The organism is Streptomyces flaveolus (assembly GCF_000716535.1).
GTDB classification, from domain to species: domain Bacteria; phylum Actinomycetota; class Actinomycetes; order Streptomycetales; family Streptomycetaceae; genus Streptomyces; species Streptomyces flaveolus_A.
Map to the genome: position 1 here is coordinate 37,758 of NZ_JNWV01000023.1, position 14,822 is coordinate 52,579.

At 71.3% G+C, this 14,822-nt stretch carries 14 protein-coding genes; 5 read left to right on the forward strand and 9 right to left on the reverse strand.

Annotation, left to right across the window (positions count from 1 at the left end; all coding sequences use genetic code 11):
- Positions 1–9: 9 nt before the first annotated feature.
- Positions 10–1,218, reverse strand: coding sequence for an NAD(P)/FAD-dependent oxidoreductase (locus OO52_RS24810; RefSeq protein WP_030645940.1), 1,209 nt, complete (start codon positions 1,216–1,218; stop codon positions 10–12).
- A 3-nt stretch (positions 1,219–1,221) separates the two neighbouring features.
- Positions 1,222–1,410: a ferredoxin gene (locus OO52_RS24815; RefSeq protein WP_030645942.1), complete on the reverse strand. Its 189-nt coding sequence runs from the start codon at positions 1,408–1,410 to the stop codon at positions 1,222–1,224.
- Positions 1,411–1,749: 339 nt separating this feature from the next.
- Between OO52_RS24815 and OO52_RS24820 the strand changes: the two genes are divergently transcribed.
- Both OO52_RS24820 and OO52_RS24825 read left to right on the forward strand, forming a co-directional pair.
- Positions 1,750–3,105 (forward strand): glutamine synthetase family protein, encoded by a 1,356-nt coding sequence (locus OO52_RS24820; protein WP_030645944.1) that lies wholly within the window; start codon positions 1,750–1,752, stop codon positions 3,103–3,105.
- Between the two features lie 35 nt (positions 3,106–3,140).
- Positions 3,141–4,433, forward strand: coding sequence for a cytochrome P450 (locus OO52_RS24825; protein ID WP_030645946.1), 1,293 nt, complete (start codon positions 3,141–3,143; stop codon positions 4,431–4,433).
- Between the two features lie 122 nt (positions 4,434–4,555).
- Here the strand turns inward: OO52_RS24825 and OO52_RS24830 are convergent, their stop codons facing one another.
- Together OO52_RS24830 and OO52_RS24835 are read right to left on the reverse strand one after the other, a co-directional pair.
- The gene (locus tag OO52_RS24830; RefSeq protein WP_030645948.1) at positions 4,556–4,765 is read right to left on the reverse strand and encodes a tautomerase family protein; all 210 of its coding nucleotides are present in this window, start codon (positions 4,763–4,765) and stop codon (positions 4,556–4,558) included.
- A gap of 352 nt (positions 4,766–5,117) precedes the next feature.
- Positions 5,118–5,879, reverse strand: a complete 762-nt coding sequence (locus OO52_RS24835; RefSeq protein WP_030645950.1) for an SDR family oxidoreductase — start codon at positions 5,877–5,879, stop codon at positions 5,118–5,120.
- A gap of 77 nt (positions 5,880–5,956) precedes the next feature.
- On the opposite strand from OO52_RS24835, the gene OO52_RS24840 reads away from it, so the two are divergent.
- Positions 5,957–6,826, forward strand: coding sequence for a helix-turn-helix transcriptional regulator (locus OO52_RS24840; RefSeq protein WP_030645952.1), 870 nt, complete (start codon positions 5,957–5,959; stop codon positions 6,824–6,826).
- A 287-nt stretch (positions 6,827–7,113) separates the two neighbouring features.
- Here OO52_RS24840 and OO52_RS24845 read toward each other — a convergent pair whose 3' ends face one another.
- The 4 genes from OO52_RS24845 to OO52_RS24860 form a co-directional block, all read right to left on the reverse strand.
- Positions 7,114–7,452 (reverse strand): hypothetical protein, encoded by a 339-nt coding sequence (locus OO52_RS24845; protein WP_030645955.1) that lies wholly within the window; start codon positions 7,450–7,452, stop codon positions 7,114–7,116.
- A 215-nt stretch (positions 7,453–7,667) separates the two neighbouring features.
- Positions 7,668–8,903, reverse strand: coding sequence for an MFS transporter (locus tag OO52_RS24850; RefSeq protein ID WP_051818485.1), 1,236 nt, complete (start codon positions 8,901–8,903; stop codon positions 7,668–7,670).
- Positions 8,904–9,647: 744 nt separating this feature from the next.
- Positions 9,648–10,322 carry an NUDIX domain-containing protein gene (locus OO52_RS24855; RefSeq protein ID WP_106972051.1) on the reverse strand — a complete coding sequence of 225 codons (675 nt, stop codon included), beginning with the start codon at positions 10,320–10,322 and terminating at the stop codon, positions 9,648–9,650.
- Complete coding sequence (locus OO52_RS24860; protein ID WP_030645962.1) at positions 10,319–10,702, reverse strand: hypothetical protein; 384 nt, start codon at positions 10,700–10,702, stop codon at positions 10,319–10,321. Before OO52_RS24860 ends, OO52_RS24855 begins: the two co-directional genes overlap by 4 nt.
- A 48-nt stretch (positions 10,703–10,750) precedes the next feature.
- Between OO52_RS24860 and OO52_RS24865 the strand changes: the two genes are divergently transcribed.
- A complete protein-coding gene (locus OO52_RS24865) occupies positions 10,751–11,509 on the forward strand; it encodes a DeoR/GlpR family DNA-binding transcription regulator (RefSeq protein ID WP_030645964.1) in 759 nt (252 codons plus the stop codon).
- A gap of 420 nt (positions 11,510–11,929) precedes the next feature.
- Positions 11,930–12,133 carry a hypothetical protein gene (locus OO52_RS24870; RefSeq protein ID WP_030645966.1) on the forward strand — a complete coding sequence of 68 codons (204 nt, stop codon included), beginning with the start codon at positions 11,930–11,932 and terminating at the stop codon, positions 12,131–12,133.
- A gap of 492 nt (positions 12,134–12,625) precedes the next feature.
- Here OO52_RS24870 and OO52_RS24875 read toward each other — a convergent pair whose 3' ends face one another.
- Complete coding sequence (locus OO52_RS24875) at positions 12,626–14,605, reverse strand: hypothetical protein (protein ID WP_030645968.1); 1,980 nt, start codon at positions 14,603–14,605, stop codon at positions 12,626–12,628.
- Positions 14,606–14,822 lie beyond the last annotated feature (217 nt).

Consider the following 14,822-nt stretch of genomic DNA (forward strand, 5'->3'; position numbering starts at 1 on the left):
TCTGGTTCCTTACGCGGTGAGGGCGGGCTGCTCGATCAGTGCGGAGCGGTAGCGGGAGGCGGCGGCCGCGGCGGCCGGGCCGCCGAGGGCGACGACGCCGACGAGGCGGCCGCCGGCGTGGTAGCCGGCCACGACGTCCCCGTCCGGGTCGCCGTCCAGGACGCGTACGTCGTCCTTGCCGAGGGCGGGGGCGCCGAAGGACTGGAGACGGAAGTCGTGCTGGTCGCTCCAGAAGGTCGGCAGCGGTGCGAACGGCGGGAGTCCGGCGTCGGTGCCGGTGAGGTGGGCGGCGAGGACGCGGGCGGCGTGCTTGGCGGTGTCCGTGGGGATCGACCAGTGCTCGACACGGCGGGGTACGCCGTCGTAGCGGGCGTTGGGGAAGCGGGCGACGTCGCCGACGGCGACCACGTCGGGGCGTCCGCCGGCCCGCAGGTGGCCGTCGGTGAGCACGCCGTCGGTCAGGTCCAGGCCGTTGCCGTCGAGCCACTCGGTGTTGGCGAGGGAGCCGACGCACTCGACCACGACGTCCGCGGCGAGGACCGTGCCGTCGGCCAGGACGACCCCGGTGACCCGGTCGTCGCCCTCGAACCCGGTCACCCCGGTGCCGAGGGCGAAGCGGACACCCCGCTCCTCGTGCCGCGTGAGCAGCGCCTTGGCGAGCAGGTCGCCCAGGGGGCCGACCATGGGCAGCGGCAGCGGGTCGACCACCGTGACCTCGGCGGCGCCCAGTGACACGGCGGTCGCCGCGACCTCGCAGCCGATGAATCCCGCGCCGACGATCACCACCCGCGCTCCCGGCCGGGTCAGCGCCTCGCGCAGTCCCTGGGCGTCGGTCAGCGTGCGGACCGTGTGCCGCCCGGTGACGGGGCCGGGGCAGCGCAGCCGCCTCGGGCGCATGCCCGTGGCGGCGACGAGCCCCCGGTAGGCCAGGGACTCGCCGTTGTCGAGTGTGGCGACACGCCGGTCCAGGTCGGCCGCGACGACCTTGGTGCCCAGCCGCCACCGCACGTCCGCGACGCTGGCCCGGGTCCGGAAGGCGAGTGACTCGAAGGGGGCCTTGCCGGCCAGGACCTCCTTGGACAGCGGTGGCCGGTTGTAGGGCATGTGGGGCTCGTCCCCGACGAGGGTGATCGGCCCGTCCCAGCCGGCGGCACGGAGCTGCTCGGCCGCGCGCAGGCCGGCCATGGACGCTCCGGCCACGACGACGTTCGCGCTCATGGCTCAGTCCTCGATCCGGATGGCCTGGAGCGGGCAGACGTCGGCGGCCTCCTCGACCTCGTCCCGGAGCGCCTCGTCGGGGTCGGGGACGTAGGCCAGATGTCCGGCGTCGTCGAAGCGGAAGACGTCGGGTGCGGCGAAGACGCACTGGCCGTGGTCCTGGCACTTGTTCATGTCGACGACGACCTTCATGGCCGGTCCTCCTGGTGCTGAGGGGAGCGTCGGGGAGAAGAGAGAGGGGGCCCGGACCGTGCGGGCCGGGCCCCGGCCAAAGGGGTGCGGATCACCACACCCCCAACTCGTTTGGCTTCAAACAACATAGGAACGAGCCTGGCTCTGGTCAATAGCTATCCGCATGGATAAATTTCTGCGACAGGACCCTTGCGGGAAGGTGACGCCCGTCCCTACCGTTTGGCACCAAACAACCCGGCGGCCCACTGCCCCTTCGCCGCAGTCCGCGGCCGTCGCCCCCTCCCCTCCCCCAGCGCGCTGAGCTCTGGGAGGCGCCCCCTTCCCCTAGAGGAGACACCGGTGAGCGCATCCGACACCTCACCCGTCCGCCACCACATGGAGCGGCTGGCCGCCGAGGGCATCGACGTGGTCCGGGTGACCTATCCCGACCTCATCGGCACCGAACGCGCCCGGGACGTCCTGCTCGACCACCTGCCCGCGGCCTGCGACCACGGGCTCGCCTTCTGCCGCGCCGTCTACCACACCACCCCCCAGGGCGACGTGGTCCCGGTGCCCGGGGGCCTGGACGCCGGCCTGCCCGACATCTGCGTGCGGCCCGACCTCGGCACCCTCGTCCCCCTGCCGTGGGAGCCCGGAGTCGCCGCCTGCCTGGGCGACGTCACCGACCCGGCCACCGGACTGGCCGCCCCCGAGTCACCCCGCGACCTGCTGCGCGCCGTCGTCGACCGGTGCCGCGACCACGGACTGCGCCCGGTGGTGGGCCCGGAACTGGAGTACTTCCTCTGCGACGCCGCCCCCGGCACCCCCGCCGGCTGGCGCCGCTACGACCAGACCGCGGGCGTCGTCTACACGGCGGGCCTGCGCGCCGACGGGGACAACCACCTGCTGCGCACCCTGCGCCTGCTGCGCGACATGAACCTCGGCGTCAGCAGCGGCAACCACGAGTTCGACGGCTCACAGTTCGAGATCAACCTGACCCACTCCGACGCCACGGCCGCCGCCGACCGCGCCTTCCGCTTCAAGGCGGCGATCAAGGAACTGGCCCGCGGAGAGGGCCGCCTCGCCACCTTCATGGCCAAGCCCTTCAACGGCGTCGGAGGCTCGGGCTTCCACCTCCACCTGTCCTGCGTGGACGACCGGGACGGCAACGTCTTCGACGACCCTTCCGCCCCCTACGGCCTCTCCGCCACCGCCCGCCACGCCGTGGCCGGCATCCTCGCCCACGCCCCCGCACTGGCCGCGCTGGCCAACCCGACGGTCAACTCCTACAAACGCTTCGGCCCCGACACCCTCGCGCCCTGGCTGATCGACTGGGGTCTGGACAACCGCAGCGCCATGATCCGCATCCCCCCGGAGCGCGGCTCGGGCTCCCGTCTCGAACTGCGCCTCGGCGACGCGAGCGCCAACCCCTACCTGCTGATCGCGGGAACCCTCGCGGCGGCCCTGCTGGGTGTACTGGCCGGCGAGGAACCTCCCGCACCGCTGGACGGCTACGGCTACGACACCGCGAAGTCCGCCGTGCTGCCCATGGACCTGCCCGCGGCCCTCGACGCCCTGGAGGCGGACACGGCGCTGGCCGAGGTGCTCGGCAAGGACTTCACCACTTCCTACCTCGCGTACAAGCGCGACGAGGTCGCGCGCTTCCAACGGCACGTCACCGACTGGGAGTTCACCGAGTACGCCTACCACCTGTGACGCCGGCCCGCCCGGTACACCGAGGAGCACACCGCATGACCACCACCGCCCGGCCCCTGACCGACGCCGTACCCGAGCCGCTGCCGCTGGCCGACGTCGACCTCGCGAACCTCGACAACTTCACCGACGGCGTCACCCCGTGGCGCATGTTCCACACCCTGCGCCACGAGGACCCCGTCCACTGGCAGCCCGAGGAGGCGCCCAACTCCGGTTTCTGGGCCCTCACCCGGCACGCCGACATCGCCCGCGTCGACCGGGACGCGGAGACCTTCACCTCGACGAGGTTCGTCAACCTCGAAGAGGTCGACGACGACCAGATCAAGAAGCGCGCCTCCATCCTGGAGCTGGACGGGGTCCGCCACCGCGCCCTGCGCAGCCTGCTCCAGCGGCAGTTCGGCGCGAGCGTCATCAACAGCTACGCCGACTTCCTGCGCGGCCTGACCGCGACCACCCTGGACGCGGCCCTCGCCAAGGGCACCTTCGACTTCGTCAAGGAGGTCTCCGCCGACTTCCCCATCAACGTCCTCGCCCGGCTCCTGGACGTGCCCCCGGAGGACAACCAGCAGCTCATCGACTGGGGCAACCGCATCATCGGCAACACCGACCCCGACTACGCGGACGTCCTGCTGCACAGCGAGGAGAGCGAGAAGTACCGCGACCTGCCCTTCCGCTCCCCCGCCTCCCTGGAGGTCTTCGCCTACGGCCGCGAGCTGGCCCGGCAGCGACGCGGCGGCACCGGCACCGACCTGATCTCCAAGCTGGTCAACGAGACCCCCCGCGACGGCGTTCCCCTCTCCGCGCAGGACTTCGACAACTACTTCCTGCTCCTGGTCGTCGCCGGCAACGAGACCACCCGCCACACCATCACCCACTCCATGCTGGCCCTCATCCAGCACCCCGAACAGCTCGCCCGCCTCCAGGAGGACCCCTCCCTCATCCCGACGGCGGTGGAGGAGTTCCTGCGCTGGGCCTCCCCCGTCTACCACTTCCGCCGCACCGCCACGCGCGATGTCGAACTGGGCGGCAAGCGGATCAAGGAGGGCGACAAGGTCGTCATGTGGTTCGCCTCCGGCAACCGCGACGAGGAGGTCTTCGGCAACCCCTACGACTTCGACGTCACCCGGCAGAACAACGACCACATCACGTTCGGCAAGGGCAGCCCCCACCTGTGCCTGGGCAACCTGCTGGCGCGCACGGAGATCCGCATCATGTTCGAGGAGCTGATCCCTCGTCTGGCGGACATCAAGCTGGCCGGCGACGTCCCGCGGGTCCGCTCCAACTTCGTCAACGGCATCAAGAAGCTGCCGGTCGAGGTCACTCCGGCCTGATCCACAGCGGCGCCCCGGCCCCGTCCGCGCCGCGGGCCGGGGCCACGGCGGGGCGGTCGGCGCAGGCCTTGCCACCCGTACGGGCCCGGCAGCGCGGCGCCGGCCCGTACGGGTGGTCGTACTCAGGCGTCGCCGTTGAGCATGGCGGCCGTCAGAACGTTGCCGCCGACGCCCCAGCCGCCGTCGACGACCTCGTCGACGAGGACGACGGTGGTGGGGCGGGCCCGCTCACCGTAGATTTCGGCGTACAGGTCGGTGGTGCGCTCGATGATCTTCTTCTTGTCCTCGGCGGTGATGGTGCCGGCAGGGACCTTGAAATGAGCGAAAGGCACTGTGCTTCTCCTTGGATTGGCTTCTTCCGCGAACTGGGAAGTATCTGGTCGAGGAATGTGCGGCCGGCGGCCGTTCCTCGGATGTGGTGAGTGGTCAGGGGCTGGCGCGCGGGGTGTGCGGATCGGAGGCATGGCGTCCGTGCGGGAAGCGAGCGCCGACGGCCTCGGTCATCGTCTCTCCGAGCCGGGTGCAGGGCTCTTCGTACGCCGCGGCGCGGGTGGTGTCGGCAAGCGAGCCGGCGTGGGCCACGGCGAGTGGAGCGGCGGTGAATGCCTGGCCTCGGCAGGGCTCAAGCGGTGAGGTTCCCGGAGCCGCTGGAGGCGTCCGTGACGACGACGCTTGCCTGTGCCGTCACACCAGGCCTCCATTGGCGCGCAGGATCTGCCCGTTCACCCAGTGGCCTTGCGGACTGGTGAGGAAGGCCACCACGTGGGCGATGTCCTGCGGGGTCCCCAGCCTCTCCAGCGGCGGGGCCTTGGCGAGCCGGTCGACCTCCTCGTCACTCTTGCCTTCGAGGAACAGATCCGTGGCCGTGGGACCGGGGGCGACGGTGTTCACGGTGATGTCACGACCGCGCAGCTCGCGGGCGAGGACCAGCGTCATCGCCTCGACAGCACCCTTGCTCGCCGCATATGCCCCGTAAGCGGGGAATTGCGTACCGATCACGGAGGTCGACAACGCTACGAACGAGCCGCCCGCCCGAAGCCGCCGTGCGGCCTGCTGGGCGACTACGAAGGTGCCGCGGATGTTGGTGCGGTGCACCGCGTCGAGGACCCCCAGATCGAGCTCGGCAATGGGGGACAGAGCGAGTCTGCCCGCGGAGTTGACGACGGCGTCCACGCCGCCGAACTCCTCTTCCGCCCGGCGGAACAGCGCGTCGACCGCGTCTTCGTCGGCGACGTCGCCCTGGACGGCGATCGCCTGCCCGCCGCCGGCGGTGATCGCTGCCACCGTCTCCTCGGCGGCAGTCGCGTCACGGGCGTAGTTCACCACGACGGCCAGACCGTCCTGCGCCAGTTCCCTGGAAATCGCCCGGCCGATGCCGCGTGATCCGCCGGTGACGACGGCGACCCGCGTGGCCGATGACGGCCGAGTGGAAGGACTTGCGTTCATGTCTCCAGGGTGAGCGCTCCTGACCAGCGCAACCAGGGGATCTCATCCCCTGTGTCCGCGCCCCGGGCTGGCGCACAATGGGGCCCATGGGTTCTGCGAAATACACCGAACTGGGGTCTTTTCTGCGTTCGCGCCGTGAACGCATCCGCCCGGCCGAGGTGGGCCTCCCCACCGGTCCCCGCCGCCGGGTCCCCGGGCTGCGGCGTGACGAGGTGGCCCAGCTCGCCGGGGCGTCGGTGGACTACTACAACGAGCTGGAGCGCGGAGCCGGATCCCAGCCGTCGGAGCAGATGATCGCCGCCCTGGCCAGGGCGCTCCGGCTGAGCGCCGACGAACGCGACCACCTCTACCATCTGGCCGGTCGCCCGGTGCCCGTGCCGGGCGGGGCCGCGTCCCATGTCCACCCCGGCATGTTCGACCTGCTTCAACGTCTGACCTCGACACCGGCGCAGGTCATCACCGACCTGCACGTCACCCTGGTGCAGAATCCACTCGCGGTGGCCCTGCTCGGAGACCAGTCCGGCTTCCGGGGTGCCCGGGCCAGCTTCATCCACCGCTGGTTCACCGACCCCAAAGCCCGGCAGCTCTACCCCGAAGCCGACCACGAGGCCCAGTCCCGGGCCTTCGTCGCCGACCTGAGAGCAGCCGCCGCCAGGCGGGACGCGAAGGACGTCGAAGCCCGCTCGATGATCGGTGCGCTGCTCGACTTCTCTTCCGAGTTCGCCGCCCTGTGGGCCGACCACGACGTGGCGTTCCGGCGAGATGACCGCAAGCGCCTCAACCACCCCACGCTCGGCCTGATCGAGGTCAACTGCCTCACCCTGTTCAGTGAGGACGGGCGGCAACGACTGCTCTGGTTCACCCCCGCGGTCGGCACGGACAGCGCCAGTCTGCTCGACCTGCTCACGGTCGTCGGCACCCAGGAATTCGTCGACTCGACCCGCTGAAGGGCTCAGCCGGCTCAGCCCGGCCCTGCGCTTCCGTTCCGCCGAACTGCGTCGGCACCGTCGGGAGCCCACCGGCACCTCGGCCACCGTGGCGGATATGGGCGCCGAATACGGCCGGACCGTACGTGTCGCCGACGCACTGTGCCGTCTGCTGGGCCGACCTGCGACTGGCGGACTTGGAGAACCCGAACAAGAGGGCGGGTTACCGCAGTGTGACTGCCTACCGGGGATACGCCCTCCCCGTCCAGGAGGGCTCCGACGCCGTGCTCACACCAGCCACCCCATGATCATTCCACTGCTTCAGGTTCTCCCTGCTCGAACGCGATGCGGCAGCGGTCGACCTGTTCGGCCACCTGTTCCATGAACCAGCGCATGATCTCGTAGGGGATGACGTGCTCATCGTGGCTGTGGACGTGGACGGTCGGCTCCCGGTCCGGGTCCTCGTCGGGAATCATCGCCACCAGGAAGGCGGCCCCGGGCAGGTGCGTAGCCGCGTCAGGGATCTCGCGCCAGGCGGCCGGCGCCGGGACGGCCTCGCTCAGCTCCACGCACCAGGCGTCGTCCGGCAACGCGTAGGGGAACTGGATGGCGTAGTGACGGCCCGCATGGACCCGCAGCTCCGACATGCCCGCAGGCTGTCACAGCTGCATTGCCGGAGCCTGCTGTTTGTCTTCGGCGCCTCAGAATCAAGTCGGCCCATGACTCGGCGGACTCGCGGCAGCCGTCCCTGAGCCCGACCGGCTTCTGCGAGCCGTCGGCGTGCACGCCGATCAGGACGAGGACGCAGGCTTGAGTCGTCCTGTTGGTCGGCCAACTCTCCCCCGTTTTCGGAACAGTCCCCTCACTGTTGCCCCTCCGCAGTCACTGCCCGGTCCTCCCTGGTCGTCACGTCTTGCTTGCGTGTTGTCTTTCGGTCCCACCAGGCCGGGACGACAGCTGTCAGCATCATGAGCGCGGTCAGGACGAACGCGCAGGGGTAGCCGGTCAAGCCGGCCATCGCGCCGAAGCCGACCGCGCCGATGCCCATGCCCGCGTCGTAGGCGACATTCCACAGGGCGCTCACCGTCCCGTACCCGGAGGCCGGCACCCGTGAGTACATCAACGTGAGGGTTGCGCTCTGGGTGATGCCGAAGCCGGCCCCGAACACGGCCACACCGGCGACGACTGCGACGGGGACGGCTGTGAGGGCAACGACGAGAATGCCGGCGGCTGAGGCGACCAGCCCGGGCACAACCAGTCCGGCGGCTCCACGGCGGTCGGCCCGCCGACCGGCCGACCAGCGGGATGCGGTCGCGACGGCCGGTTGCACGAAGAGCGCTGCGGCGACCACGCCGGAGTGACCGGGCGCCACGGCCAGTGGCAGAAAGGTGACGACGATCCCCGCGCCCACCGCCGTCACCGCGAACACGGCAGTGGGACGGCCGAGGGTGCCGGAACGGGCCGCTGCGAAGATCCCCAAGGGCGGTCCCGCCGCCGCTTCCCGGCCGGGCAGGCCCGGAACGGCGGCGATGGAGCCCAGGGCGATCAGTGCCGCTACCACGCAGACGGGCCCGTACCCCGTGTGCAACGCCAGCCAGGCCCCGAGCGGCAGGCCCACCAGCGACGGCACACCGGCCATGACGCCGATCAGGGCCAGCCCTTCCCCACGGCGTTCGGGCGGGATCAGCGACGCCGTCAGCGCCCCACCCGCCACCAGAGTGAACGCGAAGCCGAGCCCCCGGACAAGGCACACCCCCACGATCCACCCCATGCTCTGCGACGCGGTCAGGACCAGTGCGGGAGCGCCCAGCAGCAACAACCCCGCCCCCAGTAGCACGCGGTGGCCACAGCGTGCTGCCAGCCATGGGGCCATCAGCTCCCCGGCCACTGTGGCCAGCATCAGCGCACCGGTGACCAGACCCGCCTTGTCGCTACCCCCGCCTGGAACACTCTGCGCGTACGCCGGGACGACCGACAGCATCAGGTAGAAGCTCGCAGAGGAACCGATGACCGTCACAAAGCGCAACAGCAGCGGGCGGGTCACCAGACGCGGCCGCCCCTCGGCAACTCGGTGTTCAGGATCGACGGATGAGGCCATGGGGTGAAACCTAGGGGACGGAGCCGCCGCAGGCTCCAAAGTGTGGATCGGACCGTCGGGCGTACGGGGTGCCCGTCCCGACTCGCCGCGGCGAGCGCACTGATGTTCCATGGCCCCGACGGAGCCGACGGGCAGAGAAACGCGAGCTCCGACGGCGGCAGGTCGATTGGCGTTGCGTTGTCAGGACGCAGACCACGGTGCGGGCGTCCAGGGCGCCCGCGTCGGCCGCCGAGCGCAGATGCCGGTGCGGCCAGTCGACGACCACCTCGTCAGCGAGCCGTACACCGGCAGCCGCGGAGGTGAGACGTGCACAGCGGTGAAGACCTCCACGAGCCCCCGCGCCGCAGGGGCGCAGCCACCGTCCGCTGCGTTACGCCGCATGCCGTAAACGCGCGCCTCGGCAGCGCCCGGCCGCCCAGGGCCGCATCGGGGTGCGGGCGCGGATCGCCCACCGTAACGCCGATGGTAAGGGCACCGGCCACGACGGGCGGCGGACGGCTCGGCGCCACCGGCGCCGCCCACCCACCGCGGCCCCTGCCCAGCAGGTGGGCAGGGCCACCACGGTCGCCAGGCCGCGTTCCCACGTGGCCGGGGACACGCGGCGGCCGGGAGCAGTGCCCTGAGCCTGCGGCCTCCCCCGGGCGGCGCGCGATCGGCTGGGGTGTTCCGGTCGGTTGCCGATACCTCGGGAGTGGCCCGGACGCAGGTGCGTGGTGGCCTCCCACCCCGCGGCCCGAGCGGCCGTCACCGCTGCGCCTCGGGAGCGAACGGGCCGTGGAGAGCTGCCCATTGCAGGAGCAGGATGGTCTTGCCGTCGACGATGCGTCCGTCGCGGGTCATGGCGAGGGCGTCGGCGAAGGACAGTTCGAAGACCTCGATATCCTCGCCGTCCTCCTCCAGTCCGCCGCCGGTTCCGGTCCGGTCGGCCGGGGTGTAGGGAGCGGCGAAGAAGTGGAGGCGCTCGGTGACGGAGCCGGGGCTCATGTAGGCGTCGAGGACGTGGGTGAGCGGGCCCAGGGTGACGCCGAGTTCCTCGGTGCTCTCCCGGCGGATGGCGGTGGGCGGGTCGTCCGCGTCGAGCAGTCCTGCGGCGGCTTCGACGAGCATGCCGTCGGGGTGGTCGTTGACGTAGGCCGGGTAGCGGAACTGGCGGGTGAGCAGGACGCAACCGCGTGCGGTGTCGTAGGGCAGGACGACGGCGCCGTTGCCGCGGTCGTAGGTCTCGCGCTGCTGGGTCTCCCAACGTCCGTCACGGCGACGGTAGTCGAAGGTGGTGCGGCGCAGGACGTGCCAGCCCTGGGAGGTCAGCTCGACATCGCGGACCACGACGTCGGGGTTGCGGTGCAGGTCGCGTCCGGCCTGGTCGAGTCCGGTGCGGCCACGGTGGTCGGGGATGTCCATGCCGGGGCGGACGGTCACGCGGGTTCCTGCGGGGTGCGGCGCGGGATCTCGTCGACGTGGTGGTAGACGGGCAGGCCGCGACGGAGGGCGGTGGCGACATCCTGGTCGGCCCCGGTGGAGTCGCCGGGGAGCCTGAGCACGGCGTCGCAGTGGGTGAGCAGGCGGTCGGCGGTCGGGTAGAGCACCTCGTCGGCCAACCGGTCCGTGGGACCCGCGCCGGCGGAGCGGAGGACGGGCAGGGCGATCCACTCCCCGATCACCGGGAGGTGCCCGGCGGCGAACACGGGCCAGGCGGCGGCTTCGAGGCGGGCCAGGTTCGCGGCCATGGCCTGCGTGTCGCCGTCGGTCCCGGAGCGGTACGGCCCGGCGATGAGGATCAGCATCGGCTTGTCGGTCATGACGGCTACACTACATGCACAAACGTGCAAGAACAGGAGAGAGTGTGCATGCTGGCTGCTGAACGGCGCGACCATCTGCTCGGTCTGCTCGCCCGCGAGGGGAAGATCGTCGCCAAGGACGTCGCCGCCCGACTGGGCATCTCCGAGGACAGCGTGCGGCGCGATCTGCGCGACCTCGCCGCCGAAGGCCTCTGCCAGCGCGTTTACGGCGGGGCGCTGCCTGTTTCGCCGGCCGTTGTGGACTACGCCGCCCGGCAGACCGTGGCGCCGGACGGCAAGCGGAAGGTCGCGTCGGTCGCCGCCGGGCTGGTGCGGTCGGGCGGTGCGCTGATCCTCGACGGCGGCACCACCGCACTCGAAGTCGCGCGCGCACTTCCGCACGATCTCGCATGCACCGTGATCACCCACAGTCCGACGATCGCCGCGGCGCTGCTCGACCATCCGCTGGCGGAGCTCTTCCTGCTCGGCGGCCGTGTCTTCAAGCACTCGGCGGTCGCCTGCGGTGCGGCCGCTGTCGAGGCGGCGCAGAACGTCTCCGCCGACCTCTGTCTCCTCGGCGTCACCGGCGTCCACCCCGAGGCAGGTCTGACCACCGGCGACGCCGAGGAGGCCGCCATGAAACGGGCCCTGGCCGCTCGGGCCGCGGACACGTACATCCTCGCCTCGTCGGAGAAGATCGGCACGGCCTCGCGGTTCCGCGTCCTGTCCTGGGAGAAGGTCAGCGGCCTGATCACCGACGCCGACCCCCACGACACGGTCGTCGAACAGGTCAGGGAGCTCGGCGTCGAGGTCCTGACGGCCGGCTGACGACCACGCTCCGGACAGGGGCCGGCCTGGGCTCCCACCCGGGCTCAAGGAGGGCAGGGCGGGAACACGTCAGCGACTGCGGCTTCCAACAGGGCCGTCCCGGTGCCCACGCGCACCGGGTGCGGTTGCCTGGTGGGGTCGCTCACGGCAACACCGTGCCGCCGGCCACGCCCTTTCCCGTGCCCGGCAGTCGCCGGCCACCTGATCACCACCAGCAACGGGACACCTTGAAGGCGCCGTCGACCTGCCCGGAATGCAGTTCGCCATTCGCGCTGATCGTATGGAGATGCGCCGCATTTCCCCGGCGAACCTGGCTTGGGGCTGCCCGAACCTTGAAGCTGGCAACCAGCAGTGGCGGCCTGTCCGGGCAGCGCTCCGGCAGCGAACCCTCACTGGCCGATCGTCGATCAAGGAGTACAGATGCGTCTGCGCAAGCGAGCGGTCGCCGCCGTGTTCGTGGCCACCGCGGCTTTCACCGCCCTCGCTCCACAGGCCATGGCCGCCCCCATGCCTTGGGAGACGAGCCAGGTCCCCGTGACCAGTAGCCACGGCACCACCTCCACGACAGCCGGCGGCAGCAGCGGCACGGTCACCGTGCTGTGCGGCAGCCCCTGCTACCAGTAGGCGGCCGCCGCGGAGATCCGAGGCCAGGGGTTCGAGGACTCGGCGTTTTCCCCGAACCCGACCGTGGCGAACTACTCGGAAGACAGCGGTGTCGACCTCGCGCCGAGAGCAGCGGGAAGCTGTCTGCCGTCCAGGTCCCACGGATCAGTGTCTGGCCCGCCCACTGATGGCGCTCGCCGCCGAGGGCCCACTCGATGGCAGGCCCGCCACTACGCACTGGCTCCGCTGCGGATGATCCAGGCTCCCCCAGGGCGGGCGGAGGCGTCGAGGTCCGTCGGCAGCAGCCAGGCGCCGCCCGTGCCGGCGCGGTCGATCCCGGCACGGGTGGGCTGACGGCCAAGGTGTGCTGGGCGATGACGGGCCAGGATGCGGCGGGCGGGTCGGCCCACCGCCGCCTGCTGCAGAGGTGATGTGCTGTCCGGGCGATAGCCGGTCAGTCACGCGCCGAAAGTGAGGCGAGCTCAGCCGGCCGGCCCATACGCGCGTGTTCCCTCAGTGCACCGCGACAGACGCGGTGGATGCCGATCCGCCGGTCCAGCCGTAGCGGTGGGCGGTCACCGTCACGGCGACCTTCTGGCCCTTGTCGGCCTTCACCAGGACGTAAGTGGGCTTGGTGGCCCCGGTGATGGCCTTGCCGTTGCGTTTCCAGGAGTAGGAGTACGACGTGGCCGTCGGAGACCAGGTGCCGTGTGCGGCCGTCAGCGTGTGACCGACCTTGGCGGTGCCGCTGAGGGAGGGGGCCTTGGTCGCCTTGAGGGGAGGGCCGATGGCGACCGTGACGGCTGGTGCCGTCGAGTTGACCGAACCGGCGCCGTTGGTGACCGTGATCCTGCACGCGATCTTGTGGGTGTAGTCGTCCGAGCTGAGGGTGCGGGTCTTGCCGGTGGCGCCGGAGATGGTCTTGCCGTCACGCAGCCATGACCACACGCCGGTCGCGTTGTAGCCGGACCAGGCCGCGGAGCACGTGACCTTGGAACCGGTACGGATGGTCCCGGACACCGTGGCCTTCTTGGTGATGTTCGGCTTGGTCAGCAGGGACTGCGATCTGCTCCACACCTGGGAGGTGTAGCGGTCGGAGGAACCGGGGGCGTAGACGGCCGTCCGTCCCAGCACGGTGGCCCGGCCGTCCGGTCCTGCCGCCACTTCGCCCGTCAGGGCGGTCATGTCGGGCACGTCGGCGACCGGCGTGGTGTCGAGTGCGGTGGCCTTGCTCCATGCGCCATCGGCCCGGACGGCCCACTCCAGGTAGAAATCGTTGCCGTTGTCGATGCCGGGTGTCTGCGGCCACACGACCTGTACGGTCCCGTCCGCGCCGATGGACGCGTCGACCTGCCAGTCGACGTAGCCGGTGGACAGCGTTCGCGGCGCGGACCAGGTGCCCGTGCTCGCGCTTCGGGTGACGGCCTGCACGACCGGCATGCCGGCGCTGCCGGTCCAGCCCGCCCACACGTATGTGACGTCGCCGTTGGGGGCCGTGAGCGGGCCGCTGTCGTCGTTGTCCTGGATGACCGGCACGGCGGTCTGGACGGGTCCCCAACTGCCCGTCGGCGAAGGCCTGCTGATCGACTTCAGCCTCTCGATCCCGTCGGCCGAGGCGCTCTGCCACAGCACGGTGGTGGTGCCCTTGGCGGCCATGGACACCTGCACATCGGTCGACTTGGCGTCCGTGCCCGGTACGGCGGCTGGGCTGCTCCACGCTGCGCCGGCAGCGGCACGGGTCACGGTGGAGAGAACGTGGGAGTCATCGGTCCTGTCGAAGGCGTCCCAGACCGCGGTGGCCGCTCCGTCGGGGGCCACAGCGACCGCGAACTGCTCGATGGCTCCGTTGGAGAAGGACCCCAGACGGTGAGGCGCCGACCAGGCGGTCGCGCCTGGGGTGAGCGTGGCGGTCATCGCCTCGTAGTTCCAGAATCCGTCGCCCTGGGCCCATACGGCGGTGACGGTGCCGTCCGCCGCCGAGGCGAGCTGGGGCATCGACAGGTCCAGGCCGGCGTAGGCCGTGAGCGTGATCGGTTCCGACCACCGGCCCGTCGCCGGGTCCCAGCCGGCCGAGACGGCGGCCAGCGAGCCGTCGTTGCCGCTGCCGGTCGTCCAGGCCGCCTCGGCGCGCCCGTCGGCGGTCACGGTCAGCACGGCCGGGGCGGTGGCGTCATCACTCGCGAACAGGGAGTGGGGAGCGGACCAGGTGTCGCTGCCCGAGGGCCTGACGGCGGCCTGGACGTCCCAGGTGGTGGAGCCGGCCGCTTTGTCGCGCCACAGGGCGAAGGCCGTGCCGTTCCCGGCCACTTTGACGTCGATCAGGCTCTGTTGGCCGTCGGCGCCGGTCAGGCTGACGCCGGGACCGAACGGGCCGGCCGACGCCGTGTATCCCGCGGCGGTGGCGGGCAGAGCGGCGCCCACCGTGAGTGCGGTCACCGTTGCTGCCGCGCACACGGCAACGGTGGCCCGCGGTCTCGGTATCTTCAGTGCCATTACGGCTCCTGTCTCGGACGGGCGCGCCTCTCACACCCGACAACGCGTCCGAGTTCCAGCGTTGGGGCTGTGCGGTCGAGCGGAATCACATCCGGTGAGCACCTGGCGCCGGAACACTGCGCAGGCCCCCCGCCACGCCACGCCGTCGCACGGCCCCCCGCCGTTGGACGCGTGGACGACAATACGCAGCCGGTCTTCACGCTTTTCGCTCCGAGCA